General features: G+C 52.3%; 20 protein-coding genes. 4 read left to right on the forward strand and 16 right to left on the reverse strand.

Annotation, left to right across the window (positions count from 1 at the left end):
* Window positions 1-17: 17 nt before the first annotated feature.
* The 7 genes from ACO0LL_RS16930 to ACO0LL_RS16960 all read right to left on the reverse strand — a co-directional run bounded on the left by ACO0LL_RS16930 (window position 18) and on the right by ACO0LL_RS16960 (window position 7,064).
* The gene (locus ACO0LL_RS16930) at window positions 18-686 is read right to left on the reverse strand and encodes an SDR family oxidoreductase (protein ID WP_422952021.1); all 669 of its coding nucleotides are present in this window, start codon (window positions 684-686) and stop codon (window positions 18-20) included.
* Window positions 687-749: 63 nt separating this feature from the next.
* Window positions 750-1,931 (reverse strand): acetyl-CoA C-acetyltransferase, encoded by a 1,182-nt coding sequence (locus ACO0LL_RS16935; protein WP_422952022.1) that lies wholly within the window; start codon window positions 1,929-1,931, stop codon window positions 750-752.
* 75 nt (window positions 1,932-2,006) lie between these two features.
* Window positions 2,007-3,788 carry a bifunctional isocitrate dehydrogenase kinase/phosphatase gene (gene aceK / locus ACO0LL_RS16940; RefSeq protein WP_422952023.1) on the reverse strand — a complete coding sequence of 594 codons (1,782 nt, stop codon included), beginning with the start codon at window positions 3,786-3,788 and terminating at the stop codon, window positions 2,007-2,009.
* 9 nt (window positions 3,789-3,797) lie between these two features.
* On the reverse strand, window positions 3,798-4,727 hold the full coding sequence (locus ACO0LL_RS16945; RefSeq protein ID WP_422952024.1) for a pyridoxal-phosphate dependent enzyme: 930 nt from the start codon (window positions 4,725-4,727) through the stop codon (window positions 3,798-3,800).
* 32 nt (window positions 4,728-4,759) lie between these two features.
* Entirely contained in the window at window positions 4,760-5,944 is a 1,185-nt protein-coding gene (locus ACO0LL_RS16950) for an isovaleryl-CoA dehydrogenase (RefSeq protein ID WP_110257510.1), read from the reverse strand.
* Window positions 5,945-6,029: 85 nt separating this feature from the next.
* Window positions 6,030-6,500, reverse strand: a complete 471-nt coding sequence (locus ACO0LL_RS16955) for a PaaI family thioesterase (RefSeq protein ID WP_422952025.1) — start codon at window positions 6,498-6,500, stop codon at window positions 6,030-6,032.
* Between the two features lie 168 nt (window positions 6,501-6,668).
* Window positions 6,669-7,064 (reverse strand): MerR family transcriptional regulator, encoded by a 396-nt coding sequence (locus tag ACO0LL_RS16960; protein ID WP_422952026.1) that lies wholly within the window; start codon window positions 7,062-7,064, stop codon window positions 6,669-6,671.
* Between the two features lie 191 nt (window positions 7,065-7,255).
* Here ACO0LL_RS16960 and ACO0LL_RS16965 point away from each other — a divergent pair, with 191 nt between their 5' ends.
* Window positions 7,256-8,329: an MBL fold metallo-hydrolase gene (locus tag ACO0LL_RS16965; protein WP_422952027.1), complete on the forward strand. Its 1,074-nt coding sequence runs from the start codon at window positions 7,256-7,258 to the stop codon at window positions 8,327-8,329.
* Between the two features lie 56 nt (window positions 8,330-8,385).
* On the opposite strand, the gene ACO0LL_RS16970 is transcribed toward ACO0LL_RS16965, so the two are convergent.
* The 9 genes from ACO0LL_RS16970 to ACO0LL_RS17010 all read right to left on the reverse strand — a co-directional run bounded on the left by ACO0LL_RS16970 (window position 8,386) and on the right by ACO0LL_RS17010 (window position 14,159).
* The gene (locus ACO0LL_RS16970) at window positions 8,386-8,859 is read right to left on the reverse strand and encodes a nuclear transport factor 2 family protein (RefSeq protein WP_422952028.1); all 474 of its coding nucleotides are present in this window, start codon (window positions 8,857-8,859) and stop codon (window positions 8,386-8,388) included.
* A gap of 11 nt (window positions 8,860-8,870) precedes the next feature.
* On the reverse strand, window positions 8,871-9,215 hold the full coding sequence (locus ACO0LL_RS16975; RefSeq protein ID WP_422952029.1) for a GFA family protein: 345 nt from the start codon (window positions 9,213-9,215) through the stop codon (window positions 8,871-8,873).
* Window positions 9,216-9,267: 52 nt separating this feature from the next.
* The gene (locus tag ACO0LL_RS16980; RefSeq protein WP_422952030.1) at window positions 9,268-9,699 is read right to left on the reverse strand and encodes a VOC family protein; all 432 of its coding nucleotides are present in this window, start codon (window positions 9,697-9,699) and stop codon (window positions 9,268-9,270) included.
* 110 nt (window positions 9,700-9,809) lie between these two features.
* The gene (locus ACO0LL_RS16985; RefSeq protein ID WP_422952031.1) at window positions 9,810-10,325 is read right to left on the reverse strand and encodes a hypothetical protein; all 516 of its coding nucleotides are present in this window, start codon (window positions 10,323-10,325) and stop codon (window positions 9,810-9,812) included.
* A 17-nt stretch (window positions 10,326-10,342) separates the two neighbouring features.
* Complete coding sequence (locus tag ACO0LL_RS16990) at window positions 10,343-11,158, reverse strand: glutaminyl-peptide cyclotransferase (RefSeq protein ID WP_422952032.1); 816 nt, start codon at window positions 11,156-11,158, stop codon at window positions 10,343-10,345.
* 172 nt (window positions 11,159-11,330) lie between these two features.
* Entirely contained in the window at window positions 11,331-12,149 is an 819-nt protein-coding gene (locus ACO0LL_RS16995) for an anti-sigma factor family protein (RefSeq protein WP_422952033.1), read from the reverse strand.
* A 13-nt stretch (window positions 12,150-12,162) separates the two neighbouring features.
* Window positions 12,163-12,678 (reverse strand): sigma-70 family RNA polymerase sigma factor, encoded by a 516-nt coding sequence (locus ACO0LL_RS17000; RefSeq protein ID WP_422952034.1) that lies wholly within the window; start codon window positions 12,676-12,678, stop codon window positions 12,163-12,165.
* A 54-nt stretch (window positions 12,679-12,732) separates the two neighbouring features.
* Window positions 12,733-13,107, reverse strand: a complete 375-nt coding sequence (locus ACO0LL_RS17005) for a hypothetical protein (RefSeq protein WP_422952035.1) — start codon at window positions 13,105-13,107, stop codon at window positions 12,733-12,735.
* A 215-nt stretch (window positions 13,108-13,322) separates the two neighbouring features.
* Window positions 13,323-14,159, reverse strand: coding sequence for a hypothetical protein (locus ACO0LL_RS17010; RefSeq protein ID WP_422952036.1), 837 nt, complete (start codon window positions 14,157-14,159; stop codon window positions 13,323-13,325).
* 307 nt (window positions 14,160-14,466) lie between these two features.
* Between ACO0LL_RS17010 and ACO0LL_RS17015 the strand changes: the two genes are divergently transcribed.
* The 3 genes from ACO0LL_RS17015 (at window position 14,467) to ACO0LL_RS17025 (ending at window position 18,614) form a co-directional block, all read left to right on the forward strand.
* Window positions 14,467-16,323, forward strand: coding sequence for a glycoside hydrolase family 13 protein (locus tag ACO0LL_RS17015; RefSeq protein ID WP_422952037.1), 1,857 nt, complete (start codon window positions 14,467-14,469; stop codon window positions 16,321-16,323).
* Between the two features lie 206 nt (window positions 16,324-16,529).
* The gene (locus tag ACO0LL_RS17020) at window positions 16,530-17,663 is read left to right on the forward strand and encodes an aspartate-semialdehyde dehydrogenase (RefSeq protein ID WP_422952038.1); all 1,134 of its coding nucleotides are present in this window, start codon (window positions 16,530-16,532) and stop codon (window positions 17,661-17,663) included.
* Window positions 17,664-17,720: 57 nt separating this feature from the next.
* On the forward strand, window positions 17,721-18,614 hold the full coding sequence (locus ACO0LL_RS17025; protein ID WP_422952039.1) for a DMT family transporter: 894 nt from the start codon (window positions 17,721-17,723) through the stop codon (window positions 18,612-18,614).
* The last annotated feature ends 8 nt before the right edge of the window (window positions 18,615-18,622 follow it).

The following is an 18,622-nucleotide window of genomic DNA, read 5'->3' on the forward strand; positions in this document are numbered from 1 at the left end:
CTGTTTGCTTTGAACGATTACCAGCTCAGGCTGGTGCCATCGTAATTAAAAAATTGGCCATTATCTTTGGCGCTTAAATCTGCCAGGGTCTGGCGCATGCCGCGCACGCTTTCAGTCACAGTCAAAGGTGCCTCACTACCACCCATTTCAGTCTGTACCCAGCCTGGGTGAAAGGCGATGCATATACTGTCGGATGCCTGCAAGGAAATATCCTTGAGAACAGAATTCAAGGCAGCTTTACTGGCGCGATACAACCACCCATGCGTGCTGTTGCGCAAGCTCAGCGAACCCAGCAGTGAAGAGATCACTGCCAGCCTGCCTTTTGCTGCATCCACCAGCGGCAGGACTAAAGGCAAGATGCGCATGGCAGCCAGTACATTGGTATGCATTACTGCATCAAACTCGGATTCCTGAGGTGCGATCAATTGCTCGACACGCGGGCCATATACTCCAGCGTTAAGGATTGCTACATCTATCCTCTCATCACCGAGACGCCCGCCCAGACTTGCGCAATCATTTGGATTCGTCACATCCAGTTGCAGCGCTTCACAGCCTGCTGATTGCAAAGCTGCCAGATCTTCTTGCTTGCGTGCAGTGGCAATGACACGCCAGCCTGCCGCCTTGTATTGCGTGGCTAGCTCGTGACCTATACCGCGTGATGCACCGATGATTAAAGCGACTGGCATATTTTCCCAATGTGTGAAAATTTTCACCCCCTCCCCATCAAGGGGAGGGATCTAAAACAAGCATCAAAGCATCTCAATGGCGAGTGCTGTTCCTTCACCACCACCAATGCACAAAGAAGCCACGCCACGCTTCTTGCCCTGTTTCTTCAAAGCACCCATCAGCGTAATAATGATACGCGCACCGGATGCACCGATAGGATGGCCCAAAGCACAGGCACCGCCATGCACATTGATTTTGTCATGCGGAATGCCCAGTTCTTTCATGGCTGCCATAGGCACGGTGGCGAAAGCTTCGTTGATTTCAAACAGGTCAACATCGTCCGTTGTCCAACCCAGTTTTTTATATAGCTTCTGGATTGCACCAACCGGCGCTGTCGTGAACCAGCCTGGTTCCTGCGCATTGCTGGCGTGGCCGAGGATTTTTGCGATCGGTGTCAGGCCCAGTTCTTTGGCTTTGGATTCACGCATCAGGACCAGTGCTGCAGCGCCGTCGTTGATGGACGAAGAAGAAGCAGCAGTGATCGTGCCGTCTTTTTTGAAGGCTGGTTTCAGCGTCGGGATTTTGTCGAGCTTGGCTTTCAGCGGGCCTTCATCCTTGTCGATGACGACATCACCACCGCGGCCAGATACTGTCACCGGCGCAATTTCCCACGCGAAAGAACCATCGGCAGTTGCAGCTTGTGCACGCTTGACAGACGCAATCGCAAATGCATCCTGCTCTTCGCGACTGAAATTGTATTTTGCTGAACAGTCTTCAGCAAAAGTACCCATGGAGCGGCCCTTGTCATAGGCATCTTCGAGACCATCGAGCATCATATGGTCATACATCATGCCGTGACCGATGCGGTAACCGCCGCGTGCCTTGGGAATCAGGTAAGGAGCATTGGTCATGGATTCCATACCACCGGAAACGATGACTTCATTACTGCCTGCATTGATGGAATCAAAAGCCATCATGGTAGCCTTCATGGCCGAGCCACACATCTTGGACAAGGTCACGGCACCGGTGGATACTGGCAAACCCGCAGCCAGCAAAGCCTGGCGTGCCGGGGCCTGGCCCTGGCCTGCCATCAGGCAGTTACCGAACAAGACTTCTTCTACCAGCTCTGGCTTGACACCTGCGCGTTCAACGGCGGCCTTGATGGCAACTGCACCAAGCTGACTGGCTGTCAGGGAAGAAAAATCGCCCTGAAAAGCACCCATGGGGGTACGGGCTGCACCAACGATTACGATAGGATCACTCATCTTACTCTCCAATTAATATAGGCAACAATGCTGCCTGGCTAATGACGGGAGGCATGTCAACAAACATGCACAGCCTTAATTTGTTGTACTGGTCTGATTGCAAAAACGGATTTCCTGCGGATACGGAAACACATCATCTACCTTGCCATCGACTATGCGCTTCTTACGGGCCTGCCAGTATTCGGCGGTCAGCAAGTCAGCGTGGTGCTTCATAAAATATTCTTTGACGTTTTTATTCCCCAGCAAGAAAGTGCCAAACTGCTCGGGAAAGACATCATTCCTGGCTATCGGATACCATGGCTCGGCAGACATCTCGTCTTCTTCATTGCGCGGCAAAGGTATCTTGCGAAAATTGCAGTCGGTGATGTATTCGATTTCATCATAGTCATAAAAGACGACACGGCCATGACGGGTGACACCAAAGTTTTTATACAGCATGTCACCGGGGAAGATGTTCGCTGCCACCAGGTCCTTGATGGCGCTGCCATATTCTTTGAGGCCATGCTCCATCGCAGCCATATCACCACCGCGCTCGGCTTCTGTGAGCCAGATATTCAGCGGCGTCATGCGGCGTTCTATGTACAGATGCTTGATGACGACTTCATCATCATTCACTTCCAATAATGACGGCGCGTATTGTTTGATCTCGGCCAGCAGCTCTTCTGAAAAACGGGCTCGCGGGAATGCCACATCAGAATATTCCAGCGTATCTGCCATACGGCCTACGCGGTCATGGTTTTTCACCAGCAGGTATTTTTCCTTGATCAGGGCCTTGGTGGTTTCCTTGGGTGGCGGGAAACTGTCTTTGATGAGTTTGAATACATACGGAAAAGACGGCAGTGCAAATACCAGCATCACCAGGCCGCGTATGCCAGGTGCGGCTTCTATGCGGTCGGATGAATATTTGAGGTGGTGCAAGAAGTCGCGATAAAACAAATTCTTACCATGCTTTTGCAGACCTATCATGGTGTAGATTTCACTGCGCGGTTTCTTCGGCAAGATGCTGCGTATGAATTGCACATAAGCCGATGGCACTTCCATATCGACCATGAAATAGGCACGGGTAAAAGAGAACAGCACGGTGATCAGCATGGTGTCAAAGATCACTGTGTCGAGTACCAGCTCCCCCTTGCGCTTGTGCATGACAGGAATGACAAACGGGTATTCCTTATTGCCATTGATGCCCTTGCCTATGATGTAGGCAGATTTATTGCGATAGAATAGGCTGGCTAGTACCTGTATCTGGTGATTTGGCTCCAGCTTGGCGGGGCCAAAATTTTCACGCAGACGTGCTTCGACCAAAGCCACATCGCGGTCCAGGTCTTCAAACTTGGCGTTCAGCTGGAAGTTCGTGACGATGCGTTTGATGGTGAAGTTCAGGCTGTCGGTCGCCGGATAATAGACGCGGTAACTGGGCGGTGTATCTTCGCTTTCAAGATACTCGGTCGAGGTTGCCGGACGCACGAAGATAAAATCATTGTGATAATAATTCCTGTGCAAGAGCTTGGTGCAGACGGTATTGAAAAAAGTCTCGGCCAGCTCGGGGCGCAGATGATCGATCAGCATGCCCATGTAATGCAGTTTGACTTCGCGCCAGACTTCATCACTGAGGTCTTCTTCTGCGTATTCATCTTCCAGTGCCTGCACACATTCGCGCACGCGGGTGTCGTAATACCCTATGCGTTCGCGTGCGGCGATTTGTGCGGCTTTCCAGTCACCTGTTTCAAATTGCTGCTTTGCCCTTTGGCTACTGGCCCTGAACAAATGGTAATGCCTGTCAAAGCCATCGAGTATCGTCCTGGCGATATCGAAGGCAATTTGCGAAGACAACAATTTGGGGAAATGGGTGTGGGGCATGGTCGGTGATCAGGTCAAGTGGAACTGGTTTTTCCAAGCCTGTAGTTTAGCCAAATCCACGGCGATGCCACCACAAACTACGATCAGTGGTTTTTTATACTCAGCCAATACCGGCAAGTTCTGATAAGCAACGGCCAAAGCTGCGCCGCAGGCCGGTTCCACCAAAGTGCGCATATCGTCGGCAAAAGCCAGGCAAGCCTGTACAGCCTGGGCATCGCTAACGGTGACCGTATGAATAGCGCGCTTGCGCGTCCAGTCAAACGCCTGTTGTGCAACACGTCTCGCGCCCAGGGTGCTGGCAATCGAGGTAATCGCTGGCAAAGTCACCAGTTCACCAGCCTGCACGGCTGCGTGCAGGGAAGCGGCACCTTCGGTCTCAGACGCGATGATGGGGATATGGCCGAGGCCGTTGCGCTCCAGCCCCAGGGCGATGCCACTGAGCAGACCACCGCCGCCGACTGAACAGATGACGACGTCAAAGTCGAGCTTGCCCGCGACTTCATCTATCGTTGTAGCGTTGCCATCCCAGATATCAGCATGGTCAAACGGTGGGATATATACGGCACCCGGCTGCTCGCACAGGCGCAGAGCTTCCTGATTGGCTTCATCCCAGACGCTGCCCGAGACAATGACTGTCGCACCAATTGCCCGTATTGCCGCACGCACACTTTCATGCGTGGTTTGCGGCACGACGATCGTGGTTCGTAAACCCAGGGCTACGCCAGCAACAGCAGCAGCAAAACCGGCATTGCCGCCGGAAGGACAGACAAAGTGTTTTGCGCCCTGCGCTGCCGCACGCTGGCACATCAGGCCTATGCCGCGCAACTTGAAAGAACCGGAAGGCTGGTTGTTTTCCATCTTCAGCCAGACTTGTTTGTCCAGGCTGGCTGAAAGAGAACGGTGTTCCAGCAGCGGTGTAGTGATATGCAAATGTGTCATGGTCAAATAGACTCAGTTTACAACAATCCCTGTTACTTGGTTTCTGCAAACAATTCACGGCCTATCAGCATGCGGCGTATTTCGCTGGTGCCAGCACCTATCTCATACAGCTTGGCATCGCGCCACAGGCGGCCTACCGGATATTCATTGATATAGCCATTGCCGCCCAGGGTCTGGATGGCTTCGCCTGCCATCCATGTGGCTTTTTCTGCGGAATACAAAATCGCACCGGCAGCATCCTTGCGCAGGGCGCGCACTGCTTCGGGTGTAGTGGCGCGGTCGCAAGCCTGACCAACTGCATAGACATAGGCCTTGCAAGCCATCATGGTGGAATACATATCCGCCAGTTTGCCCTGCATCAATTGGAACTCACCAATAGGCTGACCGAATTGCTTGCGGTCATGCACATAAGGAACCACTGCGTCCATACAGGCTTGCATGATGCCCAGAGGGCCGCCGGACAAGACGGTACGCTCAAAATCCAGGCCAGACATCAGAACATTCACGCCCTTGCCCAAGCCGCCGAGCACGTTTTCTGCCGGGACTTCGCAATCCTCGAATACCAGTTCACCTGTGTGCGAGCCGCGCATGCCGAGTTTGTCAAGCTTTTGCGCAATGCTAAAACCTTTGAAACCTTTTTCTATGAGGAATGCTGTCATGCCGCGTGGGCCAGCTTCCAGGTCATTCTTGGCATACACGACCAGCGTGTCGGCATCCGGGCCATTGGTGATCCACATCTTGGTGCCGTTCAAGACCCAGCGATCACCCTTCCAGTCGGCGCGCAGCTTCATGCTGACGACGTCGGAACCAGCATTTGGCTCGGACATGGCGAGTGCGCCTATGTGTTCACCGCTGATGAGTTTTGGCAGGTATTTGGCTTTTTGTTCTTCTGTACCATTGCGCTTGATCTGGTTCACGCACAGGTTGGAGTGGGCGCCATACGACAGGCCGACTGAGGCAGAAGCACGGGAAATTTCTTCCATGGCGATGATGTGGGCGAGATAGCCCATGTTGGCGCCACCGTATTCTTCGCTGACGGTCACACCCAGGATGCCCAGGTCACCCATCTTGCGCCACAAATCCATCGGGAACTGGTCGCTGCGGTCTATCTCGGCGGCGCGCGGAGCGATTTCTGCCTGGGCAAATTGCTGCACGGCTTCGCGCAAAGCGGCGATGTCTTCGCCGTGATCAAAAGTCAAACCTGGTAAATGCAGCATGTCGTCCTCACACTTTTATAAAATTAAAATTCGCTGGCTTATGTTGACTTGTGATCAAGCATGCCAGCCTTGTTAAGCCTATAGCCTATATCTTTGATTCTGCCTTGGGTATCACAAACAAAGTCTGTTGCATGATGGCACAGAGTTTTTCGTGGCCTTCATGCACGACAAACACTTCTGCGCTGGATACCACCAGGGTTTTACCTGCCTTCAAGACCTTGCCACGGGCAATCAAAGTATCGCCCTTGCCGGGTGCAACGATATTGATCTTGTATTCTGCAGTTAAGCACTCACTCACTGGCATCAATTGTGTATTAGCGGCATAGCCACCGGCTGCATCAGCTATCGTGCCGATGACACCACCATGAAAATAGCCATGCTGCTGGCTGACTACCTCATTAAATGGCAAGCTGATTTCACAAGCACCGGGAGTGATGCTGGTCAGGCGGGCGTTCCAGGCCATCAGGGCGCCCTGCGCATTGAAGCTTTCCAGCAGGCTCAGGGCCAGTTTGTGATCCAGTGTCGCTGTGGTTTGTTGCGTTGCCTGATTGCTCATAAAACCCTCATAGCCAAGGAAAAACCATCTCAGGCAAAAATAATACGTCGAATTGACGTTTACGTAAACGTCAATTCGCTGGTTTGATGTTTTTCTACTGCAAGCTCAGCTTAAAAATTATCAAATTACTCATGCCGCCCATGGCATTCCTATCAAATAAGACAAGACTTATTTTTCTGCATGGTCCAGTCGCCCCAGCAAACTACGGCTTTTTTCTTCATGTGCGCTGATTTCTGCCAGCATGATTTCTATATCTTCCCGCTGTTGCTCCAGCGCCGCCCTGTGTCTGGCCAGCACGACCAGGAAGCTTTGCAACTGTACTTCGGTATCCTTAGGGGAACGGTACATATCGACCAGGCTTTTGATATCTGACAGACTAAGGCCCAGGCGTTTGCCGCGCAGGGTCAGCTTCAGATGAGTGCGCTCCCGCGTTGTATAAACACGGTTGCGGCCGCCCGGCCCTTCTCGCGTGGGGCTGAGCAAACCCTGGTCTTCATAGAATCGTATCGCCCTCGGGGTAATATCAAATTCGCGGGCAAGTTCGGTAATGGTATAGGTGGCCATGGTCAATCTGGTGAAAAAAACACAGAAACAGTTTTCTGATTACAATCTGCACTTGATGCAGTTGACGTTAACGTCAAATAGTTTTAAATCGCATTGTAGGCTATTCCAGTCCTTCTGGAGTCATCCATAATGAGAAAACAGGTAGCAGATGGCAACACGCTGTGGCCACCACAATAACAACAGAGACGAGCATGAACTTACTGGAACAACAACTCCACTACCCTTTTGGCGAAATCTTGCCCGACACCGGCAAGACCATGGAAATAGCCCCAGGCGTGCTATGGATACGCATGGGCCTGCCCTTTGCGCTGAACCATATCAATCTGTGGCTGCTGGAAGATGAGCTGGAAACCAGCCAGGGCAAGGTGCGTGGCTGGACGGTAGTCGATTGCGGCATCGCCAGCGACGCCACCCGCGATGCCTGGGAGATCTTGTTCGGCGACCTGAACAACCATTTGCGCGGCCTGCCCATCATCCGCGTCCTTGCCACCCACTGCCACCCCGACCACATAGGCCTGGCTGACTGGCTGTGCAGCCGCTGGAATGTGCAGCTATGGATGACTGCTGGCGAATATGCCTTTGCCCGCATGATGTCGGCCAGCCTGCCGGGTGCGGACGGCACGGCCATGTTCCCGCACTTTCGCAAGCATGGCCTGGTCGATAGCGGCATGCAGGAACAGATACAGGAGAGAAAAACCCATTACACCAGACTGGTGCCGACTGTACCAACCGCCTACCACCGCATGCAAGAAGGTCTGGATGTCGTCATCAAGCAACGTCACTGGCAAGTCATCGTTGGATTTGGGCATTCCCCCGAACATGCTTCGCTATATTGCGCAGAGCTGAATATCCTGATTTCTGGCGATATGCTGTTGCCGCGTATCTCTACCAATGTATCGGTATTTGCGATAGAGCCGGAAGCCAATCCCGTGCAGCAGTATATGGATTCACTGCAAAAATATCTGCCGCTGCCAGAAGATGTACTGATCCTGCCTTCGCATGGCAAACCCTTCAAGGGCTTGCATACCCGCGTGCAGCAATTGCAAGACCACCATGCCGAGCGGCTGGAAGAAGTGAAGCTCGCCTGTGCCATTCCACAATCAGCGATGGACATCGTCCCCATCATGTTCCGTCGCCCGCTCGATTCTCATCAGCTGACTTTCGCCATAGGCGAAGCGCTGGCGCATTTGCACAAGCTTTGGTATGACGGTGTCTTGCGCAGGGAAACAGGTGACGATGGGGTGCTGCGCTTCGTTGTGAAATAAGTGTAAAGAAATATCGCCCCCGCCTACGCTCTCAAAGGTGCGCAGGGGCGATATTTTTATTGCTGTGGTATTCTGCTGATCTGCACGCTAACGATCTGCCATTTACCATCGCGCTGTGCATAGATATCGATATAGCGGTAATGTGATTTGAAAGGCTTGCCATCGTAGTGGCCAGTCATCTTGGTGCGGCCACTGAGCAGGGCGACATTGCCGTACAGGCGTATTTCAAAATCCTCAACCTTGTAGGGGTCTATTGTCAGCTTGTCTGATACCAGGCCATTGACGAAACTGGTCTTGGTTTCAAGATCACCGTCGCCATCTATCTGGCGGAAGTCTTCCGCCATATTGGCTTCTATCGCCGCCTTGTCCTTGCGGACGATGGCGGCATCCCAGTCATCAGACAATTTCGTCAATTGTGCGACCAGGGCGGCGTTTTTTGCATCAGTGGAGTCGGCTGCATGTGCAGGCAATAATCCCAGACTGGCAATGGCCAGCAATACACTGGCCGCTCCCAAATATTTCTTGAACATCTTCATCCTTTTTATAAAGCACGGCCATCATAGTGATGCACGGGTATAGCTGCCAGGTCTATATCTTCCAGGCAGCGCAGATTGATGGCAGCCACCTTGTTGCCTTTGGGATCGACTCCCTCGGCATATGGATGCATGCCGCAAGTGGGGCAAAATTTATGCAATATCACATGCTTGTTGAAGATGTAGGTACTGGCGGCCTCCTCCGGCGTCAGCAGATGCAGATTAGCAAACGGCACAAACCACAGCAGCGAACCCTTGCGCTGGCAGATGGAACAATTACAGGCGAGCCCGCTATCTATTTCACCCTCTACTTCAAATGCGATTTTGCCGCAGTGGCAGCTACCTTTATGCATGAATACACTCCCTTATTGTTCAATCAGTGTTCAATGAGTGGTGATGTTCAGTTCAGTCTTTCGCATCCTGCCAGTATTCACCGGGCCGGTAATTGCCGAAATACCAGAGATGTCCTTCAGGATCGAGCACCATGTAACCCCTGGCACCATAATCCTCGGTTTGCAGTGGCCGCACCAGCTTGGCACCGGCGGCAATTGCCCGCGCATGATGGGCATCCGGATCATCCACATAGACGCTGAGCGCCTGCGAAATACCGGTCAAGGATTTGGGGCTGACATGATGTGTCTCAGCCTTGGGCGAAGCGACCATGATGACGCCTGTGCCCAGGCTCAATTCTGAATGCTCTACCCGATTGCCCTCACCAGGCACGACAAAGCGGGAGGTAAAGCCAAAGGCCTTGACCAGCCAGTCTATGGCAGCAGGCGCATCATCATAAATCAGGCTGGGATGGATATCAGACGGGGTACGGTAAGACTCAGACATGACGCTTTCCTTTCAGGATGGAAACGGCGGGGCCGGCGAGACTTACTTTATATACAAAAAGGCAATCATATACAAGCGATCAATACCCATGCACGCTAGTCTGCCCACATTTATTTTTGCGCATCCCGTTCACGACAACTGAGGGAGGCGTAATCGGCTTTGGGTAACTTATGTCTGATGCCATAGGTCTTCAGGGTATCGAACACATCTGTATGCGGCTTGAAGGTACAGGCATTTTTCCCGGCGAAATCCTGCACAGCCTGAGTATCACCACTTGTTTGCAACACCAGACCAAGGCCGGGGCTGACGCAGCAGCCTACATAGGTGTCCATATACTCTTCTTCCAACACAACCAGCGTATGGCCCATGAAGCTGGCTGGTTTGCGCAAGAGGTAAAAATCGACGTAATCAGCACGCTGGTCAGATTTCTTGCTCAGTATGCCTGCTTGCTGATAAGCCTGTATCACAGGCCTGGATTTGGCCTGCCTTAGCTCAGTATTTTGTTTGATTTTGAGGGCATTTATCAGTTGGCTTTCCAGTGTCGACTCTGCCGCCAGGCTGGAAGATGAAGACATGGCCAGCAACAAACTGCCGCTCAACAGGCAATGCAGGATTTTTTTCATCATTATCATGATAATCAGGTCTAGCGCTTGATCAAACGGATTTCAAACAATTTGGGCCACAATTTACCGGTCACAAACAGCCTGTCTTTGGCTGCATCATAGGCGATACCGTTCAGGACATCCGGGTTACCCATAATGCGGTCGCCCATGGAGAGCAAGCCGTTCAAATTGATCCAGCCTATGACCTTGCCGGTTTTGGGATCAATACGGGCGATGTTATCGGTTTGCCAGATGTTCGCGAAAATCTCGCCCTTTACCCATTCAAGTTCATTCAACTGATCTATTGCCTTGCCATCTGCTGTGACCTTGATGCGGTGGGTCTCGCGCAAAGTGAGTGGGTCGAGGAAACGCAATTCTGAGGTGCCGTCGCTCATGATGATTTCTTTATCATTGCGGGCAAGACCCCAACCCTCACCTTTGTAGGTAAATTCTTTTTGAAAAGCGAAAGTGTCGAGATCAAGCACATAGCCCGCCTGGGTAGTCCAGGTGATGCCTATAATGCGCTTGTCCCACCAGGTGATGCCCTCACCAAAAATCTGCCTGGGCAAATCCATTTTTTGCAGGACTTCACCGGTTTCCAGCCTGACCTTGCGTACGGTAGAGCGGCCTTGCAAACCCGTGCTTTCAAACAGGAAGCCATCCTTGATAAACAAACCCTGGGTGAAGGCATTTGGATCATGCGGGTAGGCATGTACCACTTCGTAGGTATAGCTTGGAATTGCTGATGCTGCCTGGGCACTTGCCACAGGCAAGAATACGGCGCTACTCAATAACAAGCCGGACAATACGCCTGAAAACAAGCTTGCCGATAATCCTGTCAATGTCCATTTACGCATGCAAATATCCCATCCTTGGCAGGCAGCATCATTGCTACCTGTCTTGCTGAATTTTACCAAGCACCGTCATCAAAGACCGCTTTGGCATAGAAGGAGGAAAGAATAGATATTTTCGGCAAGCCTGTCACCTGAATTTACTTAGCGTGACAAATCTCTTGTCAGCAAAACTGGCTCAGGAAGGTTTTTCCAGCTGCTCATACACGGCATTGGAAATACGCGCGAGTTCTGCTTTACTGATACTGCCCGACAAGGCATAGCCAAACTTGCCATCGACCCAGTAAAACACATTGACCTTGCCATCTTGCAGGAATTTGAAACCGGTATCCTTGTTTTGCGCCTGGTCATTGCTGACGTACAGAGTCAGACGCTGGCCGGTCGCATCCTGATACATGAACTGGGCGACAGGGCCAGTGCCGCCCGGCAAAAGGCGGCCCCCAACCAGCTCATACGATAACTTACCCAGCTTGGGCGCACGCATGGGACTTCCCATGCGTTTAGACAGCCAGGCAACCAGTTGTTCTTCCTGCTCTGCCCCCACTTCTACCGGGCGACGCACGTCAGGACTATATACGAGATGCGCCACGGCAGCCTGATGGGCAAAGCCTGCGGCGCCATGGACACCATTTTTTTGCAGCTCAGCCTGTGCCAGTACCACGCTGGCATCACTGCGTGCATGCAACCACCAGCCACTGCTGGCACTGACAAAGGCAATCGCCATACCGGCTACCATATGACGCCAGCCCCAGACAGGCTGGTTGGCCGCAGCAGTAGTTGGTCCACGTATTGAACTGAGCCGGTCAGGAACAGGTTCATTAACGACGGCATCAAACAAGGCATGCAAACCAGCATTCTGTTTGCGCCAGGCAGACACTTTTTCCTGCTCAGCCGGGTTCGCCTGCAGATAGCTTTCTACCTCTGCCAGGCGGGCAGCAGGCAACTGGCCATCGACATAGGCATGCAAGTCTGCTTCGCTGATGGGCTCGTGTTTCATGATCTGGCCTTGTTCACTTGACGACTTTCAAGACTGTACTGGTAGAGCGCATTTCCATAATGGCACGCAGTTTTTCACGGCCACGCGACAGCCGCGACATCACGGTTCCCAAAGGGATATTCAAAGTCAGGGCAATATCTTCATACCGCATTTCTTCCAGCACGACCAGCAATAATACTTCGCGCTGCTCCAGTGGCAATTGCAGCAATGCTGCCTGCAGATCGCGCAATTCCAGGCCATGACTCTGGCTGGCGGCCAGGGCGGGCAAGGATGCGTCTTCATCATCGAGCTCTACCGTAGTCAGCGATGGCTTGCGCAATTGATCCAGCCGCAGATTGTGCATGATGCTGAATAACCAGGCGCGCATATCGCCATCCGGCAGGAATGAACCCAGCTTCAGCCAGCCGCGTTCCATAGTGTCTTGCACCAGATCATCCGCGCCCGCCCTGTCACCCACCAGCGCACGCGCATAGCGGCGCAGGCGGGGGATGCAGGCCAGTAACTGGCTGCGGCTATCTGACTGACTCATTTGTCAGACATTAAGTGGCTTGAAATTGGCTTGAAGCTTAGCGCACGACACGCTTTATTCCTTGACCAGATGCCAGACATTTTTAAAATTATCGCCAGTACGCTCACCGGCTTTTTTATCAGCCGCATACAGGTACAGCGGCTTGCCGTCATACGCCAGTTGGGTGCTGCCATCATCGCGGGTGACGACAGAATATTTCCCGGCTGGCAGCTTGGCGGGTACGGCAACTGGCGGCCAGTTAGTTGCGCAAGGGCCATTGCAAGTGCTTTTGCCACTACCGGCGACATCCTTGTCAAAGCTGTATAAAGTCATGCCAGTATCACTGACGAGTATGCCATCTGCGACCTTGGGTGCGGACTGGGCTTGGGCAAACCCGGCGATGAATGTGGCGCTAGTCAGCAGGGCAAGGCAAATTTGTCTGGTTTTCATCAAAAGGCTCCTGAAAATGTAAATGAAGTATAGGTGGCTAAACGAATGTCAGCAGCATTTGACGCGCAAACTGCTTACACAGGGATATACGTAAGCTGACCAGTCTTTATTCCAGCAGTTTGAAAATTATTTTTTCAGGTAGTTTTGTGCAAGCACAAAGCAAAAACCCGCCAGATTAGCTGACGGGTTCCAGTGATTTTAGAACTTCAGTAAAACTAGGCTGGTGCCCTGGTCGGGTCAGCCAGCATAGCCTGATAAAAAGGATCGGTTTGTGCTGCCAGATTAACCGCGCCAGTGGTTGTGACAAATGCCGCATAAGGCGAAGCTGCGAGTGTCTGGTTACGCATTTTCATGTTTTTCTGGTTCCAGTCATTATTCTCTTTGCTTAATTTTTCATAAGCGACTTCATAGTTTTTCAACTGATCACCCCATTCAGCCGAACCTTGCTCTGCTGTCGGGCGCTTGATGGAGTTCACGGAATCCGGCCTTGGGTCAGTATTGAAGACCAGGTCTGCCGCCAGCAGATTGGGGCCACCACCGGGATTGGATGGCGAGACAAAAGCGGATGGATTGGCCGGGTCATACACTCTGTAAGCGGCATGGGTAGGATTGACTGCGGCAATGGTCGTGGTGGGTGCGGCTGGCGGCGTGGCAGCGGGTTTACTTGCGGCAACCGTAGTTTTGCTGCTGGCAGTTGTATCGCTGCCGCTGGTTACTGCTGTTGAACTTGCTGGCGTGCCAGTGACTGCTGCCACCGTGCTTGCCGCCGCAGGAGGTACTGCAGGCGGCGGCTGTAATTGCTCACGCAAAGCTGTCAGTGTGGCCTGTACCTGTGCAGCCAGGTCTGTGGTCTTGGTATCTGCACCAAGGTCAGCGGCTTTCTCCTTGATAGCGCTGACCAGATCTGCTTTGGTTTCTGGCTTGACTGCTGCCTGCAATGCCGCCTTGAACTTGTCGGCACTCTGTTCTGCATCAGCTAGTCTGGATTTGAGCTTGCTTTGCAAAGCCTGCACATCGCCAAAAATCGAATTTAAGTTTGAAATATCCTGCATATATCCTCCTGGGATGGGGGCTGCGCTTTAGATACGCTAACGCCCTTGCTTTTGCTGAGACCGCTCAGCCTGATTTGATAAGCTAGAAAATATCAAACAAAGTGCCTGGACGAAGCTCAAAAAAGACGCAGTTTCTCATTCCAGTTCCGGCTTTGGAGCAAGCTGGACATTTTCACAGGAAGATTAATGTAATCAAAATACATAATTAAGATGAATAAAAATGTTTTATCTATTCACAATAAACTAAAATAACCATATAAATGTAGTTTAAATACATAAAAATAAGACTTACCCATCAGGAGACAACATGAAAACCAAAGCCTTGGCACGTCTGTGCATGAGCTTGCTAGCCTTGCTGCCTGTATTTGTACAGGCTCAGCCTGTCATGGAACATGTAGAACCCGGTTTTTGGTGGGTAGGGATGAAGAGTAACAAGCTGCAAGTCATGCTGCATGGCAAACAAATTGCCACCTACACAGCACGCATCCATTATCCAGGCGTGCAGATCAAGGGCATGCACAAGCTCAGCAATCCCAATTATCTGTTTCTGGATTTACAGATTGCACCCACCGCCCGCGCAGGCAAATTCGAGATACGCATGCAACAGGGTACTCAAGAATTTGCCATTCCTTATGAACTCAAGGCACGTGAACCAGGATCGGCACAAAGGCAGGGATTTGGCCCAGTAGATGCAATCCTGAATCTTATGCCAGACCGCTTTGCCAATGGCGACACCAGCAATGACAGTCTGCCCGGCTTTGCCGACAAGCTGGACCGCAATGATGCCAGTGCTGGCCGCCATGGTGGCGACCTGAAAGGCATACGTGACCACCTGGATTACGTTGCTGGCATGGGTTACACCATGCTCTGGCCCACGCCTGTCGTGGAAAATAATCAGCAAGCTTATTCTTACCACGGCTATGCCGCCACTGATTATTACAAGGTCGATGCACGCCTGGGCAGCAATGAAGAATATCTCCAACTGGTAGCCGAAGCCAAAAAGAAAGGCATAGGCGTGATCCAGGACATTGTGCTGAATCACATAGGAGACGGCCACTGGTGGATGAAAGATTTACCCAGTAAAGACTGGCTCAGCTATAACAGTGAATTTGTACCGACCTACCATGCGCGTACTACGGTCAGTGACCCGTATGCGTCTGCCATCGATAAAAAGAATTTCACCCAGGGCTGGTTTGAAATCCACATGCCGGACATGAACCAGCGTAACCCGCTGGTGGCGAACTACCAGATACAAAATACCATCTGGTGGATAGAGTATGCCGGGCTGGCGGGCATACGGGCAGATACTTATGGTTATTCTGATCCTGCCTTTTTAACAGAGTGGTCGCGCCGCGTCATGCAGGAATACCCCCACCTGACACTGGTCGGCGAAGAATGGTCAGATAACCCCAACCTGGTGGCACACTGGCTGCACGGGCACAAGAATGCCAATGGCTATGTCTCGCACATGCCCAGCATGATGGACTATCCCTTGCACGATACATTGCGCCAAGCTTTGGTCGCGCCAGAGAGTCTACATTCCGGTTTTGCCACCCTGTATGAAGCGCTCGTCAATGACCAGCTCTATCCCAAACCATCAGCGATGGTGCTGTTTGAGGGCAATCATGATGTCAGCCGCCTGTACAGCGCACTTGATGAAGACTTGGATTTGTTCAAGATGGCGATCACCTATGTCGCCACCATGCCGCGCACGCCACAGTTTTATTATGGCACCGAGATTTTAATGACCAGCACCAAACACAGGGATGACGGTGCTTTTCGAAAAGACTTTCCCGGTGGCTGGGCGGGTGATGCAGTGAATGCCTTTACCGGCGCTGGTCTGAATGCAAAACAACTGGAAGCACAGACCTATATCAAGAAGCTGCTGAACTGGCGTAAGACGCAGAGCACCATCCACAGCGGCAAACTCATGCACTTCGCGCCTCAGGATGGCGTCTATGTGTATTTTCGCTATGACCAGAAGCACAAAGTCATGGTGGTGATGAACAAGAATACGGCAGATACTGAACTGGCAACGGCGCGCTTTGCTGAGATTTTACCTGCAAACGCCAAGGCTAAAGATGTGATCACTGGGCAGGAATTTGAACTGGTGCAGAAAATCAAAGTGCCTGCACGCGGTGTCCTGCTGCTGGAAATACAGTAAGCCAGCATGGACTAGCCCCTGGCTTGATCACTGTTATCAAGTCTGTTACCATCAATTCATGAAAAGCCACTTTGCATCCACGCTGAGCATTAAGACCACCATTATCGCAATGGTGGGTTAGCGCTTTTTCATTTTTTCGCAACCCGCCTACGAGGCGGGTGCATATAGCTTGATACCTGTCTCCTGGCCACTTTAAGGAGATTTACATGGCATCAAGTTTTAATCATCAAGATCATCAGGCTTCAGTTGCCAGTCCACCGCGACCGGCGCGCTCTGCCTTATCGCTCGAGCGTTACCCACATGGCATGCATGTAGGCGTAGTCGGCGCAACTGGTCTGGTCGGTGAATTCATGCTCAAGCTGCTGGAAGAGCGCAACTTCCCGGTCAGCTCATTGCGCCTGTTTGCGTCTGCACGTTCTGCCGGAAAATCACTCAACTGGAAAGGCAGCCAGATCGCCGTCGAAGATGCGGCGACGGCTGATTATGCTGGCCTCGATGTCGTGTTTTTCTCGGCAGGTGGAGACACTTCATTGCGACTCGCGCCGGTAGTCGCGGCTGCAGGTGCGCTGGTCATCGATAATTCCTCGGCATGGCGCATGGACCCTGCGGTGCCGCTGGTGGTGGCCGAAGTCAATCCTTATGACCTGGCAACTATCCCCAAGGGCATCATCGCAAACCCCAACTGTACGACCATGGCAGCCATGCCTGTGTTGAAACCCCTGCATGATAAAGCTGTGCTGCGGCGTCTGGTCGTCAGCACTTATCAGGCAGTGTCGGGCGGTGGTGTTGCGGGTGTAGAAGAGCTGGCAAGCCAGATGCAAAAAGCAGGTGATGATTGCACCAGGCTGGTCAATGATGGTGAAGGCATAAACTTTCCCGCACCGAAGAAATGGCAGGTGCCGATTGCCTACAATGTCGTGCCTTACAATTATCAAGTTGTTGAAGACGGTTATACCGAAGAAGAGATCAAGCTGCGTAATGAAAGTCGCAAGATACTTGGTATCCCGGATTTGAGCGTCTCTTGCACCTGTGTGCGTGTGCCTGTATTTACCGGACATTCACTGTCCATCAATGCTGAATTTGAGCAGAGTATTTCTGCAGATACCGCGCTTGGGCTACTTAACAATGCTGCCGGTGTAGTCGTTACTGAAGTGCCCAATCCCTTGATGGCGACTGGCCGCGATCCTGTATTCGTTGGCCGGGTGCGCCCTGACCCCACGGTAGCACATGGTCTGGCATTGTTCGTCAGTGGCGACAATCTGCGCAAGGGCGCGGCCCTGAATGCGATACAGATAGCCGAAGTGATCTACCAGCAAGGCTTGCGCAGCATCCACAAGTGAAAACCAGGGGCGTGATTTTGGTGTAGGCTAACAGGCTTTTGCATTGCCTGGATTATCGTGAACAAAGTCCCTGTCTCCACTTATCTGAAACTTGTCTGTGTCGCCCTGTTCTGGGGTGGCACTTTCATTGCCGGTCGCCTGGTCGCCAAAGAGATACCGCACATGATTGCGGCCTTTATCCGTTTTGCAGTTGCCTGTGCCTTATTGCTATTGCTGGCTTGGCGTCTCGAAGGTGGCTTGCCCAAACTCAGCAAACAGCAAATGCATGCGACCTTTGCACTCGGTGCGACCGGCATCTTCTTGTATAACCTGTGCTTTTTTGCAGCGCTGGAAAATATGCCCGCCGGGCGCACTGCCCTGTTTGTTGCATTAAACCCCATCGTCACTGCGCTGGCACTGGCGCTGATATTTGGAGAGAGGCTCAGCAAGATACGCTGGCTGGGCATCATGGTCGCCTTTGCCGGTGCGGCAGTGGTGATTACCCGAGGTAATTTGATGAGTGCCATGCATGATTTATCGCAATCGCTGGGCAAGGGCGAGCTGTTCATGCTGGTGGCGATTTGTGGCTGGGCGGCATATACCATCATAGGCAGGCACGCTTTGAAAGGCCTGTCACCGATTGCTGCCACCACTTATGCTTCACTCTGGGGCTTGCTCTTGCTGGGCCTGGGCGCAGTACTGGAATTACCGCGTTTTGAGCCAGCCCGCCTGAGCTGGCAAGTGCTGGCGTCACTGGTATATCTGGGTGCTTTTGGCACGGTCATCGGTTTTGTCTGGTACTACGAAGGCGTGAAAAGCATAGGCCCGGCACGCACTGCGGTGTTCAACAACCTGGTGCCGGTATTCGGTATCAGTCTCGGTGCGATGATACTGGGCGAACCTATCTTGCCTTCGATGATAGTCGGTGGCTTGCTGGTGATTGCCGGGGTGACTTTGACCAACAGAACCTGATGCATCAA

Origin of the sequence: Undibacterium sp. TC4M20W (assembly GCF_049340245.1) — a bacterium.
Lineage (GTDB): Bacteria > Pseudomonadota > Gammaproteobacteria > Burkholderiales > Burkholderiaceae_D > Undibacterium.